The sequence below is a fragment of the Ruminococcus sp. SR1/5 genome, from assembly GCF_000209835.1.
Taxonomy (GTDB): Bacteria; Bacillota; Clostridia; order Lachnospirales; family Lachnospiraceae; genus Blautia_A; species Blautia_A fusiformis.
In genome coordinates, this window is the sequence record NC_021014.1 from 1,950,343 (window position 1) to 1,971,023 (window position 20,681).

18 protein-coding genes and 1 pseudogene are annotated in these 20,681 nt (G+C 47.5%); 2 read left to right on the forward strand and 17 right to left on the reverse strand.

The genetic code is table 11. The features are described 5' to 3' along the window. Positions 1–4: 4 nt before the first annotated feature. The gene (locus tag CK1_RS09895) at positions 5–811 is read left to right on the forward strand and encodes a helix-turn-helix domain-containing protein (RefSeq protein WP_015526109.1); all 807 of its coding nucleotides are present in this window, start codon (positions 5–7) and stop codon (positions 809–811) included. A gap of 189 nt (positions 812–1,000) precedes the next feature. Here CK1_RS09895 and lgt read toward each other — a convergent pair whose 3' ends face one another. The 17 genes and pseudogenes from lgt to CK1_RS09970 form a co-directional block, all read right to left on the reverse strand. Then, positions 1,001–2,119: a prolipoprotein diacylglyceryl transferase gene (lgt, locus tag CK1_RS09900; RefSeq protein ID WP_015526110.1), complete on the reverse strand. Its 1,119-nt coding sequence runs from the start codon at positions 2,117–2,119 to the stop codon at positions 1,001–1,003. Between the two features lie 56 nt (positions 2,120–2,175). After that, positions 2,176–3,271, reverse strand: a pseudogene (ychF, locus tag CK1_RS09905) (redox-regulated ATPase YchF). A 145-nt stretch (positions 3,272–3,416) separates the two neighbouring features. Then, positions 3,417–3,956 carry a thiamine diphosphokinase gene (locus CK1_RS09910; protein ID WP_015526112.1) on the reverse strand — a complete coding sequence of 180 codons (540 nt, stop codon included), beginning with the start codon at positions 3,954–3,956 and terminating at the stop codon, positions 3,417–3,419. A gap of 135 nt (positions 3,957–4,091) precedes the next feature. Further along, entirely contained in the window at positions 4,092–4,766 is a 675-nt protein-coding gene (rpe, locus tag CK1_RS09915) for a ribulose-phosphate 3-epimerase (protein ID WP_015526113.1), read from the reverse strand. 3 nt (positions 4,767–4,769) lie between these two features. After that, positions 4,770–5,297 carry a ribosome small subunit-dependent GTPase A gene (gene rsgA, locus CK1_RS18860; RefSeq protein WP_502685133.1) on the reverse strand — a complete coding sequence of 176 codons (528 nt, stop codon included), beginning with the start codon at positions 5,295–5,297 and terminating at the stop codon, positions 4,770–4,772. Continuing rightward, a complete protein-coding gene (gene rsgA, locus CK1_RS18865) occupies positions 5,234–5,647 on the reverse strand; it encodes a GTPase RsgA (RefSeq protein ID WP_015526114.1) in 414 nt (137 codons plus the stop codon). The genes rsgA (CK1_RS18860) and rsgA (CK1_RS18865) overlap by 64 nt, the downstream gene beginning before the upstream one ends. Positions 5,648–5,649: 2 nt before the next feature. Next, positions 5,650–7,875 carry a Stk1 family PASTA domain-containing Ser/Thr kinase gene (gene pknB, locus CK1_RS09925; protein WP_015526115.1) on the reverse strand — a complete coding sequence of 742 codons (2,226 nt, stop codon included), beginning with the start codon at positions 7,873–7,875 and terminating at the stop codon, positions 5,650–5,652. After that, entirely contained in the window at positions 7,869–8,615 is a 747-nt protein-coding gene (locus tag CK1_RS09930; protein ID WP_021651617.1) for a Stp1/IreP family PP2C-type Ser/Thr phosphatase, read from the reverse strand. The genes pknB and CK1_RS09930 overlap by 7 nt, the downstream gene beginning before the upstream one ends. A 1-nt stretch (position 8,616) precedes the next feature. Continuing rightward, positions 8,617–9,657 (reverse strand): dual-specificity RNA methyltransferase RlmN, encoded by a 1,041-nt coding sequence (rlmN, locus tag CK1_RS09935; RefSeq protein WP_015526117.1) that lies wholly within the window; start codon positions 9,655–9,657, stop codon positions 8,617–8,619. A gap of 6 nt (positions 9,658–9,663) precedes the next feature. Beyond that, a complete protein-coding gene (gene rsmB / locus CK1_RS09940) occupies positions 9,664–11,019 on the reverse strand; it encodes a 16S rRNA (cytosine(967)-C(5))-methyltransferase RsmB (RefSeq protein ID WP_021651616.1) in 1,356 nt (451 codons plus the stop codon). Beyond that, on the reverse strand, positions 11,012–11,719 hold the full coding sequence (locus CK1_RS09945) for a zinc metallopeptidase (protein ID WP_015526118.1): 708 nt from the start codon (positions 11,717–11,719) through the stop codon (positions 11,012–11,014). Before CK1_RS09945 ends, rsmB begins: the two co-directional genes overlap by 8 nt. Before the next feature lie 6 nt (positions 11,720–11,725). Next, positions 11,726–12,670, reverse strand: coding sequence for a methionyl-tRNA formyltransferase (gene fmt / locus CK1_RS09950; RefSeq protein WP_015526119.1), 945 nt, complete (start codon positions 12,668–12,670; stop codon positions 11,726–11,728). A gap of 11 nt (positions 12,671–12,681) precedes the next feature. Further along, positions 12,682–13,155 carry a peptide deformylase gene (gene def, locus CK1_RS09955; RefSeq protein ID WP_015526120.1) on the reverse strand — a complete coding sequence of 158 codons (474 nt, stop codon included), beginning with the start codon at positions 13,153–13,155 and terminating at the stop codon, positions 12,682–12,684. A gap of 12 nt (positions 13,156–13,167) precedes the next feature. Continuing rightward, on the reverse strand, positions 13,168–14,793 hold the full coding sequence (gene priA / locus CK1_RS09960; RefSeq protein ID WP_353611163.1) for a replication restart helicase PriA: 1,626 nt from the start codon (positions 14,791–14,793) through the stop codon (positions 13,168–13,170). A gap of 50 nt (positions 14,794–14,843) precedes the next feature. Further along, the gene (locus CK1_RS18315; protein WP_015526122.1) at positions 14,844–15,386 is read right to left on the reverse strand and encodes a primosomal protein N' family DNA-binding protein; all 543 of its coding nucleotides are present in this window, start codon (positions 15,384–15,386) and stop codon (positions 14,844–14,846) included. 4 nt (positions 15,387–15,390) lie between these two features. After that, positions 15,391–16,857 carry a UDP-N-acetylmuramoyl-L-alanyl-D-glutamate--2,6-diaminopimelate ligase gene (locus tag CK1_RS09965; RefSeq protein WP_044961562.1) on the reverse strand — a complete coding sequence of 489 codons (1,467 nt, stop codon included), beginning with the start codon at positions 16,855–16,857 and terminating at the stop codon, positions 15,391–15,393. A 187-nt stretch (positions 16,858–17,044) separates the two neighbouring features. Further along, positions 17,045–19,033 (reverse strand): COG1361 family protein, encoded by a 1,989-nt coding sequence (locus tag CK1_RS09970; protein WP_015526124.1) that lies wholly within the window; start codon positions 19,031–19,033, stop codon positions 17,045–17,047. 563 nt (positions 19,034–19,596) lie between these two features. Between CK1_RS09970 and arcC the strand changes: the two genes are divergently transcribed. Next, positions 19,597–20,529 carry a carbamate kinase gene (gene arcC / locus CK1_RS09975; protein ID WP_015526125.1) on the forward strand — a complete coding sequence of 311 codons (933 nt, stop codon included), beginning with the start codon at positions 19,597–19,599 and terminating at the stop codon, positions 20,527–20,529. The last annotated feature ends 152 nt before the right edge of the window (positions 20,530–20,681 follow it).

Consider the following 20,681-nt stretch of genomic DNA (forward strand, 5'->3'; position numbering starts at 1 on the left):
TATCATGTCGATCTATTTCAGAAACACTCCGGTCAGTGCTCCCTTCATGTTTGAGTCTCTTGGGAACCACTGGAATCAGGTTAATATCTTCCGTCCGGACGGATATCCGTATTATCATTACCTCCAGACTGAAAAGGGTACCGGACGCATTGAAGTCCGTGGAAAATTTTATACTCTCGGAGCCAACGAGGGCATCCTCATCGCCCCCGGTGTCCCTCATTCCTATCACAGGGAGTCTACTTCCTGGACCACGATGTTTGCCACCTTCACAGGAACATTGGCAGGCAGCATTCCTTCCATGACAGACAACCAGGAAGTGATCCTTATCGAAAAGGAACAAGGAGCCAGTATCCGGAAAATGATTTCTTCTACCTTGCGTAAATATCATCAGCCCACACCGGATATGAAATCTCTTTCTTCCGACTGCTATAATTTTCTTATGAATTTTACAGACTGTGCAGCTTCTCCGAAGATACAGGATAATCCTCTCTACCAGAGATATGTGATTCCGGTAATAAAAGAAATCGAAACCGGTTATCAGCAGGATATCACTGCAGCGCAGCTGAGCCGGAGCGTTTTTGTCTCTCCGCAGTATCTTTCCCGTCTGTTCCGCCGTTTTATGGGCTGCTCGGTTTACGAGTACGTTACCATGTACCGCATCAGCCGCGCACGTGAGCTTCTGCTTTCCAGACCGGATATGAAGATCCAGGATGTTGCCGGCGCTTCCGGATTTTCCGATGCCAGCCACTTTATCGCCATGTTCCGTAAAGTCACAGGCACAACTCCTCTGGATTTCCGAAAGATGTACTGATATATTCCTACTGCACAGCACAAAAACTGCCCTGCCGGAAACGTCGTAGAAGACGTTTTCCTGCAGGGCAGTTTTCTGCTGCTCTTATCAGCCAAATGCCGGTATCCTATATTCTGATCCATCAGACAAAAGCATCTGTATCCTATATCTGTTTGCTCTCAGTTTCCGTAATATAATTCCAGAATACGGTCAACTCTTTGGCTGGCCTCCAGATTCTTCAGAAGATCGCTCCTGCTCCTGATCTGGCTGTCCAGCTTCTTCCGTTCCTCCTGCAGCTGCCGCAAAAGTGACGCTTTCCGAAGAGATTCCTCTTTCTTCTGTATCTCGTTCTGATCCATTTTTTTCTCCCTGTACAGTCTCTGTTTCCAGATTCTCTGCTACATTTTCCCGTTGCTGTTCCGCTTCTTTCTCTGCTTGCTGATCTTTCTCGATCCTTCTCATCCGTACTTTTGCCCGCTTTCTGGACATCACGCGTTTCACTGCAACTACCACGGTGCAAAGAACAAAAAGTATTACCGAGATCACCAGTGAAACATCCACACCGGTTCCCGGAAACAGTATTTTATCTGTGCGGAACCACTGGATCACTGCTCTTCCAAGACCATAGCCTGCCAGATATCTCAGAAAGATCTCTCCCTGAAATACTTTTTTGCGAAGCAGCATCATAAGCATCAAAAGCACAAGCAGACACCAGAGACTTTCATAGAAAAACAAGGGCTGTACCAAAATCCAGGTACCACCGTCCACGGTTTGAAGCTTTTCACGCATAGCCGTGGTGACCTCTCCTGCCCGTACCGCAGTCAGCGGCAGCTGCATGGAAAAAATGTTGTCTGCATATTCCCCGAAAGATTCTCTGTTAAAAAAGCTTCCCCACTTTCCTATTATCTGCCCGATCAGAAGTCCCATGCAGGCAAGATCTGCCATCTGCCAGAAGGATTTCTTTCGGATCCTGCAGTAGACCGCACCACCCAGCACACCGCCCAGAAGTCCGCCATAAAACATAAGTCCTCCGGACCGTATATTCAGAAGCTGTCCCGGATCATTTTTATAAAGACTCCAGGAAAAAGCCGCATAAAGCAGCCTTGCCCCTGCCACACCGGAAAGCAGCGTTATGATGGCCAGATCCAGATATGCATCCGGATCTTCATGATTTCTTCTGGCTTCCAGTACCACAAAAAAGATTCCCAGAAGCATTCCTATCGCGATCAGGACGCCATAGATCGTGATCTCAAAGCCAAAGATCTCAAAGGATCTCGGCACATGATCCAAAACCAGATTTAATCCGGGAAACCGAATTGACATATCCATAAAATCACCTGTTATAATTTTTCAGCTTACAGCCGGTATTTCACAGACGTTGGTGATCACACGTTAAATCTGAATAAGATCACATCTCCGTCCTGTACAACGTACTCTTTTCCTTCCATACGTACAAGGCCCTTCTCTCTGGCACCTGCATAGGAACCGCAATCCAGAAGATCCTGATAATTCACAACCTCTGCTTTGATAAATCCACGTTCAAAGTCTGTGTGGATCTTACCTGCTGCCTGCGGTGCCTTGGTTCCGATCTTGATAGTCCATGCTCTTGTCTCATCCTCTCCTGCTGTCAGGAAGCTCATAAGGCCAAGAAGGTGATAGCTTGCGCGCACCAACTTCTCCAGGCCGGATTCTGTCAGTCCCAGATCCTCAAGGAACATCTTTCTCTCATCCTCATCCAGCTCGGAGATCTCCTCCTCGATCTGCGCACAGATCACAAATACCTCGCTGTTCTGTTTGGCAGCGTATTCACGTACTGCCTGTACATACTGATTGTTCGCCCCATCATCTGCGATATCATCCTCTGCAACGTTAGCCGCATAGATCACCGGTTTTGCAGTAAGAAGATTATAGGTTGCAAGCCATGCATCCTCATCTTCGTTCTCTGTTTCCAGAGTAATGGCAAGCTGTCCCTCTTCCAGATGCGCCTTTACTTTTTCAAGGAATGCAAGCTCTTTGGCAGCTTCCTTATCCATACGTGCAGTCTTGGTAACCTTGGCAATTCTTCTCTCGAGGATCTCAAGATCAGAGAAAACAAGCTCCAGATTAATAGTCTCGATATCGCGGAGCGGATCAATGCTTCCATCTACATGAACAACATTGGAATCCTCAAAGCAGCGTACCACGTGAACGATAGCATCTACCTCACGGATATTTGCAAGGAACTGGTTTCCAAGTCCCTCTCCCTTAGATGCGCCTTTTACAAGACCTGCAATATCGACGAATTCGATCACTGCCGGTGTTACTTTTTTGATTTATAAAAATCTCCGAGAAGATTCAGTCTCTCATCCGGAACGGTTACAACCCCCACATTGGGGTCGATAGTACAGAACGGATAGTTTGCGGATTCTGCTCCGGCTTTTGTCAGTGAATTGAATAATGTACTTTTCCTACGTTAGGAAGACCTACGATTCCTAATTTCATCTCTCTATATACGTCCTTTCAATATATTTATTTACAGTATTTTTCAGATACTCTTTAAACAGGCCTTTCCGTTTTTCAGGCCATTCCTGTCCCATATTACCATACACAGCCTGAAATCGCAACTGTGAGGCATTTATTGTTACTGTCAGTCCCTGGACATGATCATCAGAAGCTGCCCGCTTTCATACAGGATCTCTGCGGTTTCTTCCGAAATTTCATTGCTGACGGTCAGGCCACTGTCTTCTACTGTCAGATGATATCCGTTCAGCGGATACTTAAATCCCTTCAGAGTGAGGCCTGTCACATCACCTCCCACAGTAAAGAATGAAACATATTTTCCAAACTGCTCCTCTCTGTGCAGTATGGTTCCGCTTTCTGCAAGTGTGATATAATTCCACTGATCTGCGATCGCAATACGAACGCCCTGTTCCTTACCCATGGAAAGCAGTCCCAGATTCGCCAGCACATGATCCAGCCTTGTGCCGGTAGCTCCCAGGATCAGGATATCCTTTGCACCCTTGCGGATCATCTGGTTTACCGCAGACTGTGTATCCGAATCATCCTTCTCTGGCTTCAGCCTGATGATCTCCGGTCCCTTCAGGCTTTCCATATATTTTTGGCCTTCTTCGGAAAGACTGTCAAAATCCCCAATTGCAAGATCCGGAATAAATTCCCGGTTTTTCATAAACCATTCCATCCCCTTATCTGCAGCAACAAGAGTGATTTTCTCTCCTCGGCTTTCTTCTATTCTTTTTTAAAAAATCGAGGGCAAAACCATTCTGGATATTGCCCCCGCTGATTATTATTGTATCGATCATTTTCAGTCCAGCTCTTTTTTGATATTGTGGATTTTTTCTGTAATGTGTCTTACATTGGCTGCCACATCGCCCTTAAATACCCAGGAACCTGCGACCATGAGGTTTGCACCGGCACGCATAACCGTCTCCAGTGTATCATCATTGATACCACCATCTACCTGGATATCAACATCCAGCTCTTCTTCATCAATAAGCTCACGAAGCTCCTGGATCTTCTCCGTGCATTCGTCCATGTATTTCTGTCCGCCAAATCCTGGCTGAACAGTCATTATCAGCACCATATCCACATCTTCAAGAAGATGGCTGATGTCATTTACCGGTGTGGATGGCTTGATTGAAACTGCCGCCTTTACCCCTGCTGCCCTGATCTGCTCCAGTGTACGCTCCAGATCCTCACATGCCTCCGCATGTACAGTAATGGAATCTGCTCCGCATTCTACAAAATCGCGGATATATCTTTCCGGTTCTGTTACCATCAAATGTACGTCGAAAAACATGTTGGATTCTTTCCGGATCGATTTGATCACCGGCATTCCAAAAGAAATGCTGGGAACAAAATCTCCATCCATAACATCAATATGCAGATATTCAACGCCTTCCTTTTCCAGAATTTTGATCTGTTCTCCCAGTCTGTTAAAATCTGCTGATAAGATCGACGGGCACAATCGGTATTCCATGACTCAGTATCTCCTTTTCTCTTTTAATTCCTGGTGCAGCTCCAGATAATCTTCATATCGGAGTCTGCTGATCTCATTGTTCTCAAGGGCTTCCTTAACAGCGCAGCCCGGTTCATGTATGTGACGGCACCCCTGAAAGCGGCACTGTCCTTCATATCTTCGGAACTCTGGAAAGTAATCCTTCAGTTCCTGCTCCTCCATATTTTCAATATATAAGGAGGAAAATCCCGGCGTATCCACAAGGAATGTATCCTGTGCCACCGGTATGATCTGTGCATGGCGCGTAGTATGTTTTCCCCGTTTCAGCTTACGGCTGATCTCACCGGTTTCCATCTCCACTTCTTCCTGAAGGGAATTTGTAAGAGAAGATTTTCCCACGCCGGATGGGCCGGCAACCACAGTTGTCATGCCCTGAAGCACTTCTTCGATCTCGTCGAGTCCTTCTCTCTTCAGGGCACTTGACAGGATCACCTGATAGCCGCAGCTCTGGTATGTTTCATAGAGAAATTCCAGCTCTTCCGTTGTTGCCAGATCTTTTTGTTAAAACAGATGACTGCCGGAACACCTTCCCTCTCCATCATAATGAGGAAACGATCCAGAAGCATGAAGTTCGGCTTCGGATTATCCATGGCAAAGATCACCAGTGCCTGATCTACATTGGCCACAGCCGGACGGATCAGAGAATTCTTCCGCTTGTGGATCTCCGTCACACTTCCCTCCAGTTCCTTTTCATCCAGAACTGTAATGTCCACATTGTCACCTACCAGAGGCTTGAATTTATCCTTACGGAAAATTCCCTTGGCTCTGCATTCATATGTATTGCCGTCTTCTGCATATACGTAGTAGAATCCGGCAATACCTTTGATTATCTTTCCCTGCATGATCACTCAGCTTTCTTGAATGTAACCGTGTAGGTTCCAAGCTGCTGATAATCCCCGTCTACCTCTTCATAGAGATAGATGGTTCCTGAGGTAACGCCCTCAGCACCTGAGATATCAAGCTGATACGGGAAACTGATATTCTGTCCATCAATGATGGTGGATGCCTTAGGCTCACCGTTTACGTCCTGGATCAGTTCCAGACGGATCGCGCCTCCATTGTAGCCGGACGGGGTATCCAGTGTCTGTGTACATTTCCAGCCTGTGTTTGCATTGACATCTGCTGTAGATGTAGTTGTGGATACTGTGCTGTCCGCAGATGCTGTGCTATCTGTAGATGCTGTACTGTCTGTAGATGCTGTACTATCTGCAGATGCTGCGCTATCTGTGGATGGAGCCTTGTCACCGGAGCTGATGGTAATGCTGATCGGCTGATCCGGGTCTGCTGCCGCATAGGCTTCCGGATCCTGTGCGATAACTGTACCTGCAGCTTCTGTACTCTGCTGTTCTGTTATCTGGATATCAATAAATTTACCTAAAGTAGTAAGCGCATCATCCTTGGTCATTCCCACAACACTCGGGACCTCAGCATTATCGCCATAATCAACCCCTCGACTGACTGTCAGTGTTACAGAAGAGCCTGCCTGCACAGAAGTACCTGCTGCCGGCTCGACATTGTAAACATATCCCGGATCTACCAGTGCATATCCGTTGTCATCTGTGTCGCTGTATTCTTTCTGGACATTTACCTGAAGTCCAAGATCTTCCAGAGTCTGCTGTGCATCGATTCCTGTACGTCCATCCAGATCTGGGATCGTAACCTGTGCTGTTCCGGTGCTTACCCAGTATTTCACAGTTGTATTGGCTTCAACCTGTGTTCCCGCAGCTGTCTCCTGACGGGAGATCCTGCCTTTTTCCTGATCGGATGCCTCCTCACCAGCCATCTGGACACCCAGATGTGCATCGTTTGCAAGTGTTTTAGCCTCTTCCTCTGTCTTGCCTACAAGATCAGGAACGGTTGCCAGACCGTCAGCTGATGATTCCTGCTTCGCTTCTGCCTTGCTGCTGTCTGCCGCTCCGCTGCTGCCGGTTCCAAACAGTCCTGCGGCACGTCCAAGCACTACCACAAGAACGATCAGAAGGGCTGCCCCGCCGATCAATGCCGCAATCGTCAGGCCTCTTCCGGAACCATGATGCTTCTTTTTCTTTCCGGATCTATGCTCGGATCTCGGTCTGTATTCTTCCTCTGCATCATCGTAATCGTTATCGTCGTATTTTTCTTCCTCAAGTGCGGTGATCTCCGGTTTTGTGATCTGCTTCGGTGTATGTTTGATCTCACCAAGCTCTTCTTCTGAGATCACAACCGTCTTGGCATCGTTGTCAACTGTAGTAAGCTTTACAAAATCACCCTGGGGATCGATCAGAGAATGCTTCAGATCTGCGATCACATCCTCCATACGGCTGTAACGACGATCTACACTTTTCTGTGTACATTTCAGAATGATCTGCTCCAGACTGTACGGAAGGTCCGGTGTATAAACACTTGGCGGAACCATCTCTTCCTGCAGATGCTTGATAGCGATCGCCACAGTGGTATCTCCGTCAAAAGGAACTCTTCCTGTGACCATCTCATACAGTGTGATTCCAAGAGAATAGATATCGCTCTTCTCATCGCTGTATCCGCCTCTCACCTGCTCAGGTGAGCTGTAATGTACAGATCCCATTACATTGGAGCTGATCGTATTGGAAGATGCAGCTCTGGCAATTCCAAAGTCTGTCACCTTTACTTTACCATCTGTGGAGATAATGATATTCTGGGGTTTCACATCTCTGTGAACGATACCATGGCTGTGTGCCGCCTCCAGACCCATAGAAACCTGGATTGCGATACTTGTAGCCTCTTTAATGGAAAGCTTTCCCTTCTTGGAGATGTATTCCTTCAGAGTGATACCCTCGATCAGTTCCATAACAATGTAATAAATACCGCCGTCATCTCCTACGTCAAATACATTGACGATATTCGGATGTGTAAGACCAGCTGCCGCCTGGGCCTCACTTCTGAATTTCTTTATAAACGTGGTGTCTTCCCGAAACTCCGGTTTCAGGACCTTCACTGCAACAAAACGGTTCAGCTTATGGTCCATAGCCTTATAGACATCTGCCATTCCGCCAGTTCCGATTTTTCCTACGATCTCATAGCGCTCGGCTATGATCATTCCCGTCTTCAACATGCTTCCACCTCATTCGTGAATGGCTCTACCAGTACGACTGCAATATTATCCTTACCACCATTCTGATTTGCTTCCCGAAGGAGCGCACTGCCCTTCTGATCAATATCTGCTTCCGGATCGGATATGATCTCCTGGATCTTCTCATCTTCAACCATATTGCTGAGACCGTCTGAACACATCAGGATCGTACATCCTTTTTCAAGTTTCAGATCAAAGAAATCCACATCCACCGTTTTCTCCGCGCCAAGTGCCCTTGTAATGATGTTCTTATCCGGATGATTCCGTGCTTCCGCTTCGCTGATCTCGCCCATTCTCACCATTTCCTGTACCAGGGAATGATCTCTGGTGACCTGGCGGATCCCGTCCTGGATCACATATAAACGGCTGTCACCCACATTGGCTACATAGGCATACTGATCTACAATAGTCGCCACCACCATAGTGGTTCCCATGCCCCGGAGGTTTTCGTCTTCCTGCGCACGGTTTCTGATCTCCGTGTTCGCAGCTTCGATCGCATGACGAATAACCTTCACAGGATTGTAATCCGCATCTTCACGGATTTCATCCACAAGGATCCGTACTGCATGTGAGGATGCATAGTCACCGGCGTTATGTCCGCCCATTCCGTCCGCGACTGTGAAAAGATTAGGCAGATTTCCAACCGGACCTTCAGATGCAAACACGTAATCCTGATTCATCTTCCGCTTCTGCCCTACATCAGTAGCTGAGTATATCCTCATGTCACTTCTCGCTTTCTGTTTTTTCCATGTAACTTTTTCTTAGCTGTCCACAGGCACCGTCGATATCGCTGCCCATTTCCCTTCTAATAGTAACATTAATTCCGTATTTTTCAAGTTTTATTTTGAAATTCTCCACAGCCTGTCGAGTAGACCTCACATAGGAGCGTTCCTTGATGGGATTGACCGGAATCAGATTTACATGGCAATTAATGCCTTTTATACGGCCTGCCAGCTGTCTCGCATCTTCTTCACTGTCGTTGACGCCGGCTACAAGACTGTACTCAAAGGTGATCCTTCGGCCTGTTTTGTCAAAATAATTTCTGCAGGCATCCAGAACCTCATCCATAGAATACTTATTCGCGATCGGCATCAGTTCCTGTCGTTTTTCATCATTTGGAGCATGAAGGGAAAGTGCCAGAGTGATCTGAAGCTTTTCTTCAGCCAGATCATACATCTTCGGCACGATCCCACAGGTAGAAACCGTCACATTTCTCTGACTGATCCCAAGACCGTTTTCGTCGGTAAGGATCCGGACAAAACGGACAAGATTGTCATAATTATCCATCGGCTCACCGGTTCCCATCACAACTACATTGGCCACACGTTCACCGGTATCTGCCTGGATACGGTAAATCTGATCCAGCATCTCGGACGGTTTCAGGCATCTGGTCAGTCCTCCGATGGTAGATGCACAGAATCTGCATCCCATACGGCAACCCACCTGAGAAGAAATGCACACAGAATTTCCGTGGTGATACCGCATGAGAACACTCTCGATCACATTTCCATCTTCCAGCTGGAACAGATATTTTCTGGTTCCGTCAATTTTTGAGATCCTTACATCTGCCTGGGTCAGTGCTGTGATCGGATAAGCCGAAAGCTTTTCCCTGAGGCTTTTGGAAAGATTTGTCATTTCATCCCAGGAGGTAACCAGCTGCTGGTGAAGCCATGCATAGATCTGTTTCGCCCGGAAAGGCTTTTCACCGATCTTTGTCATGAATTCCTTCAATTCCTCCATGGTCATGGATTTTACATCTGTCATTTTCTGTTATTTCCTTCTGAATCTGGCAATAAAGAATCCATCTGTCTTATGTATTCCCGGCAGAAGCTGCAGATAGCCAAGCTTCGTGGACTTACAGTGCAGTTCCTCCGGAATATACGGATCCAGGCTTTCCAGCCGGTACGGATAATTCTTTAAAAACCATAATACATTTTCTTCGTTTTCTTCCCGGGCAATGGTACATGTGCTGAAGATCAGCGTTCCATCCGGTTTCACATACTTTGCAGCCTTATCCAGGATCATTCTCTGGAGCATTACGATCTCTTCCTGTTTCTGCGGAGTTGCCCGGTATTTGATTTCCGGTTTCTTGCCGATAACTCCATAACCGGAGCACGGTACATCCGCGATCACAATATCCGCAGCCTGTTCGGAATCCGGATCATATACCGTTGCATCCTGAACTCTGGCTTCCACATTGATCACTCCGGTCCTGTGGATGTTTTCTTTGATAAGATCTGCCTTATACTGACTTACATCTCTGGCATCCACATTTCCGTAATCCCCCATTTTGTCTGCCGCATGGATGCTTTTTCCACCTGGTGCAGCGCACATGTCGATGATATGGTCACCTTTTTTCGGACTTGCAGCTTCCGCTACAAGCATAGAGCTTACATCCTGCACCAGGATCTTTCCCTGAAGGAAGGTCTCAAGTGTCAAAATATGATTGTAATCGGAAATCTTCAGTGCATAGGGAAGATAAGGAGCCTGTTCTACTGTCACTCCCTGAGACTTCAAACTGGTGACGATTTCTCTCAGAGACGCCTTATGAGTACGGCACCGTACTGTGATCGGTCTTTCTGTCAGAAAATCCTCCAGGATCTTCTCCGTAGTCTTCACTCCGTAGGCTGCTTTCCATTTTTCTACCAGATATTCCGGCATGGAATATTTCACAGAAAGATAACGAACTTCGTTTTCTTCCCTGGAAGGAAGCTCCAGATCACCGATCTCTCTTGCGATCGTACGGAGCACCCCGTTGACAAAGGGCTTTAGATTATAAAAGCCTTTTCGCTGTGCCAGCTTTACCGCTTCATTGCATACTGCACTGTCCGGAACACTGTCCATAAATTTCAGCTGATATACCGCACTTCTCAGGATCTCACGGATCTGCGGTTTCATCTTGTTTACAGAAACCTTGGAAAAAGAATCGATGACATAATCAATATAGATCCTGTATTCCAGGGTTCCCTCACATACTCTTGTAATAAAGCTACGTTCCTGTTTCGGAAGAAACTGATATTTGGAAAGCGCATTCCGGATCGCAATATGGCTGTGCTCACCCTCCTCCTCGATCTGTAACAGGATCTCAAGGATCAGTTCTCTGGTATTTACTCCGCTGCTAATCACGATCTCTACCTCCTGCAAGGATAATCAGTCTCAGAAGCTGCAGAATAGATGCCGCCAGAGCTGCTACATAGGTAAGCGCTGCCGCTGTAAGTACTTTTCTTGCACCCTTTTTTTCATCTGCACCTAAGATACCTGTACTTTCCAGCATTTTAAGCGCTCTGGAAGACGCATTGATCTCAACCGGAAGTGTCACCAGCTGAAACAGTACTGCCAGTGAAAACAAAACAATTCCCAGAGTTACCAGCGGATCAATGGAAAAGATCAGTCCTGCGATAAACAGCGGCCATGAAAGCTGGGAACCAATATTTGCGGCAGGTACAATGGCTGAACGGATATTCAGTGGTGCATAATTGATCGCATCCTGGATCGCATGGCCACATTCATGTGCTGCCACCCCCACAGCCGCCAGAGAATTTCTTCCATAAATATCTTCTGAAAGGGAAACCGTTTTCGTTCTCGGATCATAGTGATCCGTAAGACTTCCGCGGATCGGAACCACCTGTACGTCTGTGATCCCAGCCGCTCTCAGGATCCTCTGTGCAGCTTCCGCACCGGTGATACCTGAATGACTCCGGACCTTTTTATAGACTGCAAAGGTACTGCGCAGCTTCGCAGATGCCGCAAGAGAAAGAAGCATTCCGATCACGAGCAAAAGAATCGTGGGGTCCATTCCCCATCCGTAATAACCATATCCGTACATAACTCATCACTCCCTGGAATCTCTGAACATGTCTCCTGGTTTCAACTGATATCCCCGAAGGAACGCATCCGCTTCCATGCGTTTTTTGCCTTCCAGCTGCACTTCATGAAGCACGAGTACCTTCTGGCCGCATGCTACCTGGATTCCTCCTTTGTCAGCGGCTATCACAGTTCCCGGTGCTTCCTGTGCCTGTTTTTCCAGAACAGAGCTCTTCCAGACCTTCAATGTTTTTCCATTGATAAAGGTAAAAGCGCTTGGCCATGGATCAAGGCCTCTTACCAGACGCTCCAGTTCTTCCGCATTTTTGCTGAAATCCAGAAGCCCCATTTTTTTTGAGATCATGGCAGCATATGGTGTTGGACTCTCCTCCGGCTGTTTCTCGCGGGTTGCAGTTCCGTCAAAAATGGACGGTAAAGTCTGTACCAGAAGCTCTGCACCTGCCTGTGCGAGCTTATCAAACAAGCTTCCACCTGTCTCATCTTTGGCAAGCGGAACCACGATCTTGGAAATCATATCACCGGTATCCAGACCGGTTCCCATCTGCATAATGGTAACGCCGGATTCTTTTTCACCGTCGATCACCGCCTGCTGGATTGGTGCAGCTCCACGATATTTAGGAAGCAGAGACGCATGGATATTGATACATCCGAATCTCGGCATATCCAGGATGCTCTTTGGAATGATCTGCCCGAATGCCGCAACAATGATGATGTCCGGTGCAAGATTTTTCAGTTCTTCCACAAATTCAGGATCTCTTACCTTCACCGGCTGCAGTACCGGGATCCCGTGTTTCAGTGCTTCTTCTTTTACAGGAGTAGGCATCATAGTTTTGCCTCTGCCCTTCGGTTTGTCCGGCTGTGTGATCACAGCCTCCACTTCATATCCGTTCTCTGCCAGTGCTGCAAGAGGCGCCACCGCAAAGTCCGGAGTTCCCATATAAATAATCTTCATAGTATCCGCCTTTAGTCTTCTTCATCATAAGTTACCTTGTGAAGTTCTCCCTCCACAAGTTCTGTATACATTTTTCCATCCAGATGGTCAATCTCATGACAGAACGCTCTTGCCAGAAGGCCCTCTCCCTCGTAGATCTGTTCGTTCATATTTACATCAAATGCTTTTACCTTCACATAGTTCGGACGTGTTACCTGTCCTGCCATTCCCGGAACGCTCAGGCATCCCTCGTCACCGGTCTGCTCGCCGCTTGTCTCAAGGATCTCCGGATTGATCAGCACGATCGGGCCCTCACCTACATCGATGACAACGATACGTTTCAGGATTCCTACCTGTGGTGCAGCGAGGCCAACACCCATTGCATCATACATGGTATCCAGCATATCTGTGATCAGTTCCCCGATCCTCGGTGTCATTTTGTCTACTGTCCGGGATTTTTTTGTCAGTACAGAATCCCCCTGTACACGGATTGTTCTAAGTGCCATTTTTCTTCTCCTTTAATTCATATCAAATTGAATGTATATTTTCCGGAATCCGGAATTTATCTCTATATATTTCTCCAGCTTCTCTCTGACTGCTGTGAGAAAGCAGATATCCCTGTGCTTCAGATGGATCACCTGACGATAAACATCCTTTACCTTACCTACCGATGCAGCTGCAGGTCCGATCATGTGAAGCTCTTCCTTCGGACTTACCCTGCGGATAAAAACTTCTATATAATACATGGCATTTTTCAGAAGTTCTTCATCCTGGCAGGCGCCAAAAACAGTCATCATATGGGCTGCCGGCGGATAGTCCAGAAGCATCCGATACCCCATTTCTTCTTTATAAAATTTCTTATAATCCTGAATAGCCGCAGCCTGGATACTGTAATGCTCCGGCTGATATGTCTGGATCACCGCCTGCCCCGGCCGATTCCCTCTGCCGGAACGTCCAACTGCCTGAGTCAGAAGCTGGAATGTACGCTCCCCGCAGTGATAGTCATCCATATTCAGCGAAAGATCTGCTGCAATCACTCCTACCAGAGTCACATTCGGAAAATCATGTCCCTTGACGATCATCTGGGTCCCCACCAGAATATCTGCCTCATGCTTTGCAAAAGAAGCCAGGATCTTCTCATAGCTGTCCTTGGTCCTTGTGGTATCAAAATCCATTCGAAGTACCCTGGCTTTCGGGAATTCTTTTTCAATGACCTTCTCGATCTGCTGGGTTCCTGCCTTAAATCCACCAATGTGCGGTGAACCACAGGACGGACAGATTTCCGGTTTCACAGTCTCATAGCCGCAATAATGACAGATCAGACGATTGCCATTGTGTTCACTTAGAGATACATCACAGTGGGGACATTTCATAACGTGACCGCAGGCTCTGCAGGAAACAAAGCCCGCATATCCTCTCCGGTTCAGAAACAGCATGGCCTGTTCTCTTCTTTCAAGGACCTGCTCCAGATCCCTCTTCAGCTCCAGACTCAGTACCGAGCGGTTTCCTTTCTTTAATTCTTCCCGAAGATCCACGATTGATACCTGTGGAAGAGGCCTTTCCTCATAACGTGCGTTTAACTTTACCAGAAGATATTCTCCGTCACAGGCATGACTGTAGGCTTCCAATGACGGAGTGGCTGATCCCATGACCACACGGGCATGTTCCATTCGTGCCCTCTCAATGGCAGTCTCACGTGCATGGTACCTTGGCGTATTCTCACTTTTGTAGGTGGGTTCATGCTCTTCGTCGATAACGATCAGTCCCAGATCTGAAAACGGTGTGAACAGTGCGGATCTGGGTCCTACCATCACCTGGATCTCACCACGTTTTGCTCTTTTGAACTGATCATAACGTTCTCCCTGGGAAAGTCTGGAGTTCAGAACCGAAACCTTATCTCCGAACATGGCATAAAAGCGCCTGACTGTCTGATAAGTAAGCGCGATCTCAGGGATCAGCACGATCGCCTGTTTTCCCTCCTCCAGTACCTTCTGGATCAGGCGCATATAAACCTGGGTCTTTCCGCTTCCGGTCACTCCGAAAAGAAGTGCAGGCCTTGGGTCCGGCTCCTGCCATTCCCGAAAGATCTGCTCTGCCGCCAAAAGCTGTTCCTGGTTCAGACTCAGCTCCATGTTCTCCTTCACCAGGCCGAGCCCCTCGGGAATGCGATACATTTCCTGACTTTCAATAGTTATCAGACCTTTTTTTTCAAAAAAATCAAGAACGGAAATGCCGGCTCCAAGCTCTTTAGAGGCATAGGTATAATCCAGGCTCCCGGCCTCCAGGATTGCCCGAAGGAACCGCTCACGTGCTTTAAAGCGGCTGCCTTCCAGCTTGCCAAGAAGTGCCTGACCCTCTTCCTTTTTCCTGTAAAAAAAATCAGCCTTTTCTCTTTTGCACGGACCTTGTCTTTTACAGGCAGAACTGTTTTCAGCGCCTGGATCATGGTGGAGCCATAGGTCTCCTTCATCCAGGCCGCAAGTGCGATCAGCCGGGATTCTGTTGTCTCACTGTCTGTGGATACTCCCCGGATCTCCTTGAGCTTTGACGCATCATATTTTGCCGTTCCGGAAATCCCGGTCACATAGCCTTTCCGAAGGGTATTTCCCTTTCCGAAGGGCACTGTGACCACAACTCCGGGTTTTATTGCCTGCACCAGTTCCTCAGGTACACGATACTGAAAATCCCGGTCCAGCTTTTCATGAGAAATATCAATGATCACATCTGCATAGATCATCCATTTACGCTTTCTGATCTTCTTCCAGGATCTCCCGGATCAGTACACGCTCATCCATGGGATATTTCTTACCCTTGATCTCCTGATAATCCTCATGGCCCTTTCCGGCAAGGACGATGATATCTCCCGGCTCACCATGATGGATCGCGTAGGCGATCGCCTCTTTACGATCCGGGATCTCTACATATTTTCCATCTGTTTTTGCCATTCCGATCTTAATATCATCGATGATGGCCTGTGGATCCTCATCTCGCGGATTATCTGAAGTAATGATGGTCAGATCTGCCATCTTTCCTGAAACCTCACCCATCTCATAACGGCGCAGCTTGGAACGGTTTCCGCCACAGCCAAACAGGCATACCAGTCTGTGCGGATCATATTCCTTCAGTGTTCCGAGAAGGCTCTCCAGCGCCATGGCATTATGTGCGTAATCGATCATCAGTGTGAATTCGTCAGATACCTTGATCATCTCAATACGGCCTTTGACCCTGGCCACCTTCAGAGCTTTGATGATATTCTCCTCGGATACCTTAAAATGACGGCAGATGGCAATGGCAGTCAGAGAATTGTAAATGCTGAACTTACCTGGAATATCGATCTCCACAGGAAAATCCATAAGTCCCTTAACATGATAGGAAATTCCCAGATAGCCCTTTCTTCCAACGAGTCTGGCGTCCTCTGCACGGAGATCTGCTTTTTCGGAAAATCCATAGGTTTCAAGTTTACAGGTGTGGCCTTCGATAATGCGGTCAAAGTGTTCATCGTCACGATTTACGATACCAACCTTACACTGTCTGAGAAGCATGGATTTGCAGTGCAGATAATCATCAAAGTCCTTATGCTCATTCGGTCCGATATGATCTGGTTCAATATTTGTGAAAATTCCAAAATCAAACACAAATCCCTGGGTCCTGTGAAGCATCAGTCCCTGTGAGGAAACCTCCATAACGACCGCATCGCAGCCTGCTTCTACCATATCATGAAAATATTTCTGTACCATATAGGATTCCGGTGTCGTGTTGGCTGCCGGGATATGCTTCTCCCCGATAACAGCCTCGATGGTTCCGATCAGACCAACCTTATATCCGGCATTCTCAAGGATTGATTTCACCATATAGGTTGTAGTTGTTTTTCCTTTGGTTCCGGTGATACCGATGGTTTTGAGCTTTTCTGCCGGATGTCCGAACCATGCTGCTGAAATAAAGGCCATGGCGTAACGGGTATCCTCTACCTGGATCACTGTCACATCCTCCGGTGCCTCCACCGCTTCTTCCACGATGAGTGTCTTCGCACCCTTTGCCACAACATCAGGTATAAATTTATGTCCATCCACAACCGCACCTCTGATGCAGATAAAAAGGCTCCCTTCTTCTACTTTGCGGGAATCATATACAACAGAAGAAACCTCCTGCTCTGTACTTCCCTGAAGGCATTTGTATTCAAGATGTTCCAATAAGGATAAAAGATTCATTTTTCTCCTCCATCTTCCCTTTTTCCGGTCTGACGGGCAGCACACCGGAGGCGGGAAATATACTGTTCTTATTTTCTGTACATACCATATAGAATAGCACACCTCCCCCCTGTTTTCAACGTTTCTTTGAGGTACGGCCGCCTTGTAAAATATCAGCTTGTTACTGTTCACTCCGTTCTCAGTAACATCAGCTTTTTCCATAAATATCCGCATATTTTTTCCGGAACCAGATGCCGCCCAGCACAGTCACCAAAGCTGTCACTGCCAGAAGCGTCCACAAATCCCTCCTGGTATCATCTCCGGTCTTCGGATGTGTGGACGCAGTTCTTGCCATCTGTATCTGACCGGAAGCCGGACCCTGGTCATCTCCCTGCAAAGGCAGCCCTTCTTCCGGCGTAATAGCCACCTCTCCTTTTACCATGACAGAAGCGGAGGCCTCCATCAATCGCTCTCCGGTTTCCTGGCTTGTGACCGTCACCTGGTTAAAAAGCTTCTGATCCGCTGTTTTTCCCGGGATCTTCACCACAGCCTGAAGAGAAACTGCCTCTCCCGGCGGGATCTGTTGGATCATTGCCTTTGTACGGCTGCTGTTGAGCGTTACACCTTCCTGCTCCAGAAACTGTGCATGGATCCCTGCTGCCTGAAAGCGCTCCGTTCCCACAACCGAATGAAGCGTTTTTTCACCGGTATTCACGATACAGATCTGATAGGTCACAGTCTCACCCGGTGCAGCGGTTTCTTTGTCTGCAGTTTTCTTTACAGAAAGATCCGCCTTCAGTGCCTCCAGACCATTTATAGTGGAGGCGTTCTTCCGGATCACTTCATCCGCTCTGTCCTTCACCCTGGCCTCTGCTTCCACCTGGTGCTCCAGATCTTTTTCCTGTTCATCCAGAAGCGGCGCCTGTATATAAAAGCTCCTGCTCTCTCCGGCTTTTAATTCTGCAAATTCCGCCACAGTTCCTTCTGTCAGAAGGCCTTCTGCATCTTCCCACAGCTGCCGGATCTTAGGGCAGGAAAGGCTGCTGGTCAGACGGATATCTGCAAGATCCAGCTTTCCGGTATTAGCGATCTCTACCTGATAACGGATGGTCTGCCCTGCTTTCATTTTTTCATTCTGTGCAGTTACCGACAATTCCATATCAGCCTCAGCAGCCTCCACGTCCAGCATAGGCGAGATTCCCTCTGCGATCACCAGCTCTTCCCCGTTTTCTTCTGTCATGAGAAAGGTTCCCGCACCGGTACAGTCCTTCTGGAGCGGTTCCTCCTGAGTCACAGGATAACTGCTTTTCTCTGCCGGAAAACGGTATTCCTGCCGCAGAATCAGCGGGATACGGAAAAAGATCTCATCCTGCCCGTTCTGCTCCACGTTCAGCACGCTTTCCAGCTTTGTGATCTCTGTAGCTTCACCGCTCTGGCTCCTTACAGAAATCTGCTGTGCAGCCATATTTTTCGGGACAGAATCCGTTTCCGGAACAAAATACTCCGAAATATACGTGACCAGCGTCAGCTTTTGCGTCTCCTCAGACTCACTTTCCTCTTCATTCCCTACATTTTCCCCTCCGGTCGACGTTCCTTCCGGTGTGAGCGGACCCGTTTTCTCCTGCTCTTCATCCTCCGGCTGTACTGTTTCCCCGGATGCCAGCTGCTCCACGTGCTCATATGCTTCCTCCATTTCTATTCCGATTCCTTCCACAACCTTATCCACCGGCAATTCCTGTTCTGCCTTCTCTTCCTGCTGCAAGTCATCCTCATCCTTTGAAAGTTCCTGTTCTGGCTCTTCTTCCTGCTGCCAATCATCCTCTGGCAGCTCCTGTTCTGACTCCTTTTCCTGCTGCAAGTCATTCTCTGGCAGCTCCTGTTCTATCTCTTCTTCCTGCTCCACCGATGGATCTTCAATCTTCTGAAGTTCATCGTCCCACTTCTCATTTTTCTCCTTATCCTCCGAAAACCTTCTCCCGGACAGCCATTCATTCAGGCCGCGAATCCGGATCCCAAGCTCCGCCTGTCCGGATTCTATGTCTTTCCAGAACACACTCTGATCGATAAACGGTGCCTGTCCCGGCAAAAAATCTGCTCCCAGAGTCAGCTCCGGTTCTATTGTTCCTCCCAGCATGGCTCCTGCCAGCACTGTCACAATTCCGGCTTTCTTCATCTGTTTCCATATTCTGTTTTTCATGGCTCTTCCTCATTTCTGCCTGATCTGGCATTTCTTATACACATGTTTTTTACAGAAACTTACTTTTCCACAGACAAAGGCATCCCTCCCCGGCAAATGATGCATGATCAATATTTTTTTCGATAAAATAAAATGGATTTCTGCATCGAAACGATGCGTGAACAGATCCCGCAGAATGCAGGATCAAGACTTTTTCAATGTATCACATTTTCAGGCCATGCGCAACCGGATATAAAAATTATAAAGTTTGTTTAAACTTTCTTTATAAATTTTCCATTTCTTTTAGATTAACGACATATTTTAAACATATTTTCTCTATATAATAGGTGTTGGATAGATGAAAAACCACTCTCTATCTCCCCCCTCAAAAAATAGTAGGAAGCAAACCGTCTGACTGGATCAGGCGGTTTTTCCTGTCTCGGAAAACACTCGATTTTCTATTGCATTTCCCACATAGGTCTTTTATAATAAAATATAATACTCGTACGTCGTTTTCGATGTACTCGTTACTGGATACAGTAACTGATTTCATTCCAATTTTTAAGAGAAACGAGGTATTTCCTATGAGCGAAAAAACCGTAGTAGTTGCATTAGGCCACCGGGCACTTGGCACCACACTTCCAGAGCAAAAAACAGCTACAAAACTCGCAGCGAAGGTAATCGCAGATCTGGTAGAGGAGGGAACCCGCGTAGTGATCTCCCACAGCAACGGTCCGCAGGTAGGGATGATCCACACCGCAATGAATGAATTCGGTAAGGCACATCCTGATTATACATTTGCACCAATGTCCGTATGTTCCGCCATGAGCCAGGGTTATATCGGCTATGACCTTCAGAACGCCATCCGTGCTGAGCTTATCTCCAGAGGGATCTACAAACCGGTCAGCACAGTTCTGACACAGGTTGTCATCGATCCATACGATGAAGCATTTGCAGAGCCGGAGAAGATCATTGGACGTGTTCTTAACGCAGAAGAGGCCGAAGCTGAAGAAGAAAAAGGAAACTTTGTCACAAAGGTGGGCGAGGGCCAGTACAGACGTATCCTTGCAGCACCGAAGCCACAGAAGATCGTAGAGATTGAAACCGTAAAGGTCCTCTCTGCAGCAGAGCAGATCGTCATTGCCGCAGGCGGTGGCGGAATCCCGGTTCTTGAGCAGGGAACTCAGCTGAATGGTGCCAGCGCCATCATCGAGAAAGACCTGGCAGCAGGACTTCTTGCAGAAGAACTGAACGCTGACACTCTGATGATCCTTACAAGCGTCGAGAAAGTAAGCCTTGACCATAATACGGATCACGAATCTTATCTGGATACTATTTCCACAGAAGATGCCAAGAAATATATTGCCGGCAAACAGTTTGCGGCAGGCTCCATGCTTCCTAAGATCGAAGCAGGTGTTTCCTTCGTGGAGAAGGGAACCGGACGCCGTACCATCATCACAGACATGGCCCATGCAAAAGACGGCTACCGTGAGAAGACCGGAACTATCATTAAATGATCATTTTACGGACTCAGAATACAAAGTGAACTATAAAACTTCACTTTACATAAAAATATCCCGCAGACAGCTGCTGGTCTTACCGGCAGCTCTGCGGGATATTTTTATATTATCTGGCTGTCCGATCACTGTTCCACAGTTGATCGGACAGC

Coding starts and splice junctions, on each gene's coding strand:
- CK1_RS09910 (WP_015526112.1), bottom strand. CDS start 3,956: ATGAAAAACCGGGAATTTATTCCGGATCTTGCAATTGGGGATTTTGAC.
- CK1_RS09970 (WP_015526124.1), bottom strand. CDS start 19,033: ATGAAAAACAGAATATGGAAACAGATGAAGAAAGCCGGAATTGTGACA.
- arcC (WP_015526125.1), top strand. CDS start 19,597: ATGAGCGAAAAAACCGTAGTAGTTGCATTAGGCCACCGGGCACTTGGC.
- CK1_RS09895 (WP_015526109.1), top strand. CDS start 5: ATGTCGATCTATTTCAGAAACACTCCGGTCAGTGCTCCCTTCATGTTT.
- pknB (WP_015526115.1), bottom strand. CDS start 7,875: ATGTTGAAGACGGGAATGATCATAGCCGAGCGCTATGAGATCGTAGGA.
- CK1_RS09930 (WP_021651617.1), bottom strand. CDS start 8,615: ATGAGGATATACTCAGCTACTGATGTAGGGCAGAAGCGGAAGATGAAT.
- CK1_RS09965 (WP_044961562.1), bottom strand. CDS start 16,857: ATGAATCTTTTATCCTTATTGGAACATCTTGAATACAAATGCCTTCAG.
- rlmN (WP_015526117.1), bottom strand. CDS start 9,657: ATGACAGATGTAAAATCCATGACCATGGAGGAATTGAAGGAATTCATG.
- CK1_RS18315 (WP_015526122.1), bottom strand. CDS start 15,386: ATGATCTATGCAGATGTGATCATTGATATTTCTCATGAAAAGCTGGAC.
- lgt (WP_015526110.1), bottom strand. CDS start 2,119: ATGGATATGTCAATTCGGTTTCCCGGATTAAATCTGGTTTTGGATCAT.
- rsgA (WP_015526114.1), bottom strand. CDS start 5,647: ATGCAGGGAAAGATAATCAAAGGTATTGCCGGATTCTACTACGTATAT.
- def (WP_015526120.1), bottom strand. CDS start 13,155: ATGGCACTTAGAACAATCCGTGTACAGGGGGATTCTGTACTGACAAAA.
- CK1_RS09945 (WP_015526118.1), bottom strand. CDS start 11,719: ATGTACGGATATGGTTATTACGGATGGGGAATGGACCCCACGATTCTT.
- rpe (WP_015526113.1), bottom strand. CDS start 4,766: ATGGAATACCGATTGTGCCCGTCGATCTTATCAGCAGATTTTAACAGA.
- fmt (WP_015526119.1), bottom strand. CDS start 12,670: ATGAAGATTATTTATATGGGAACTCCGGACTTTGCGGTGGCGCCTCTT.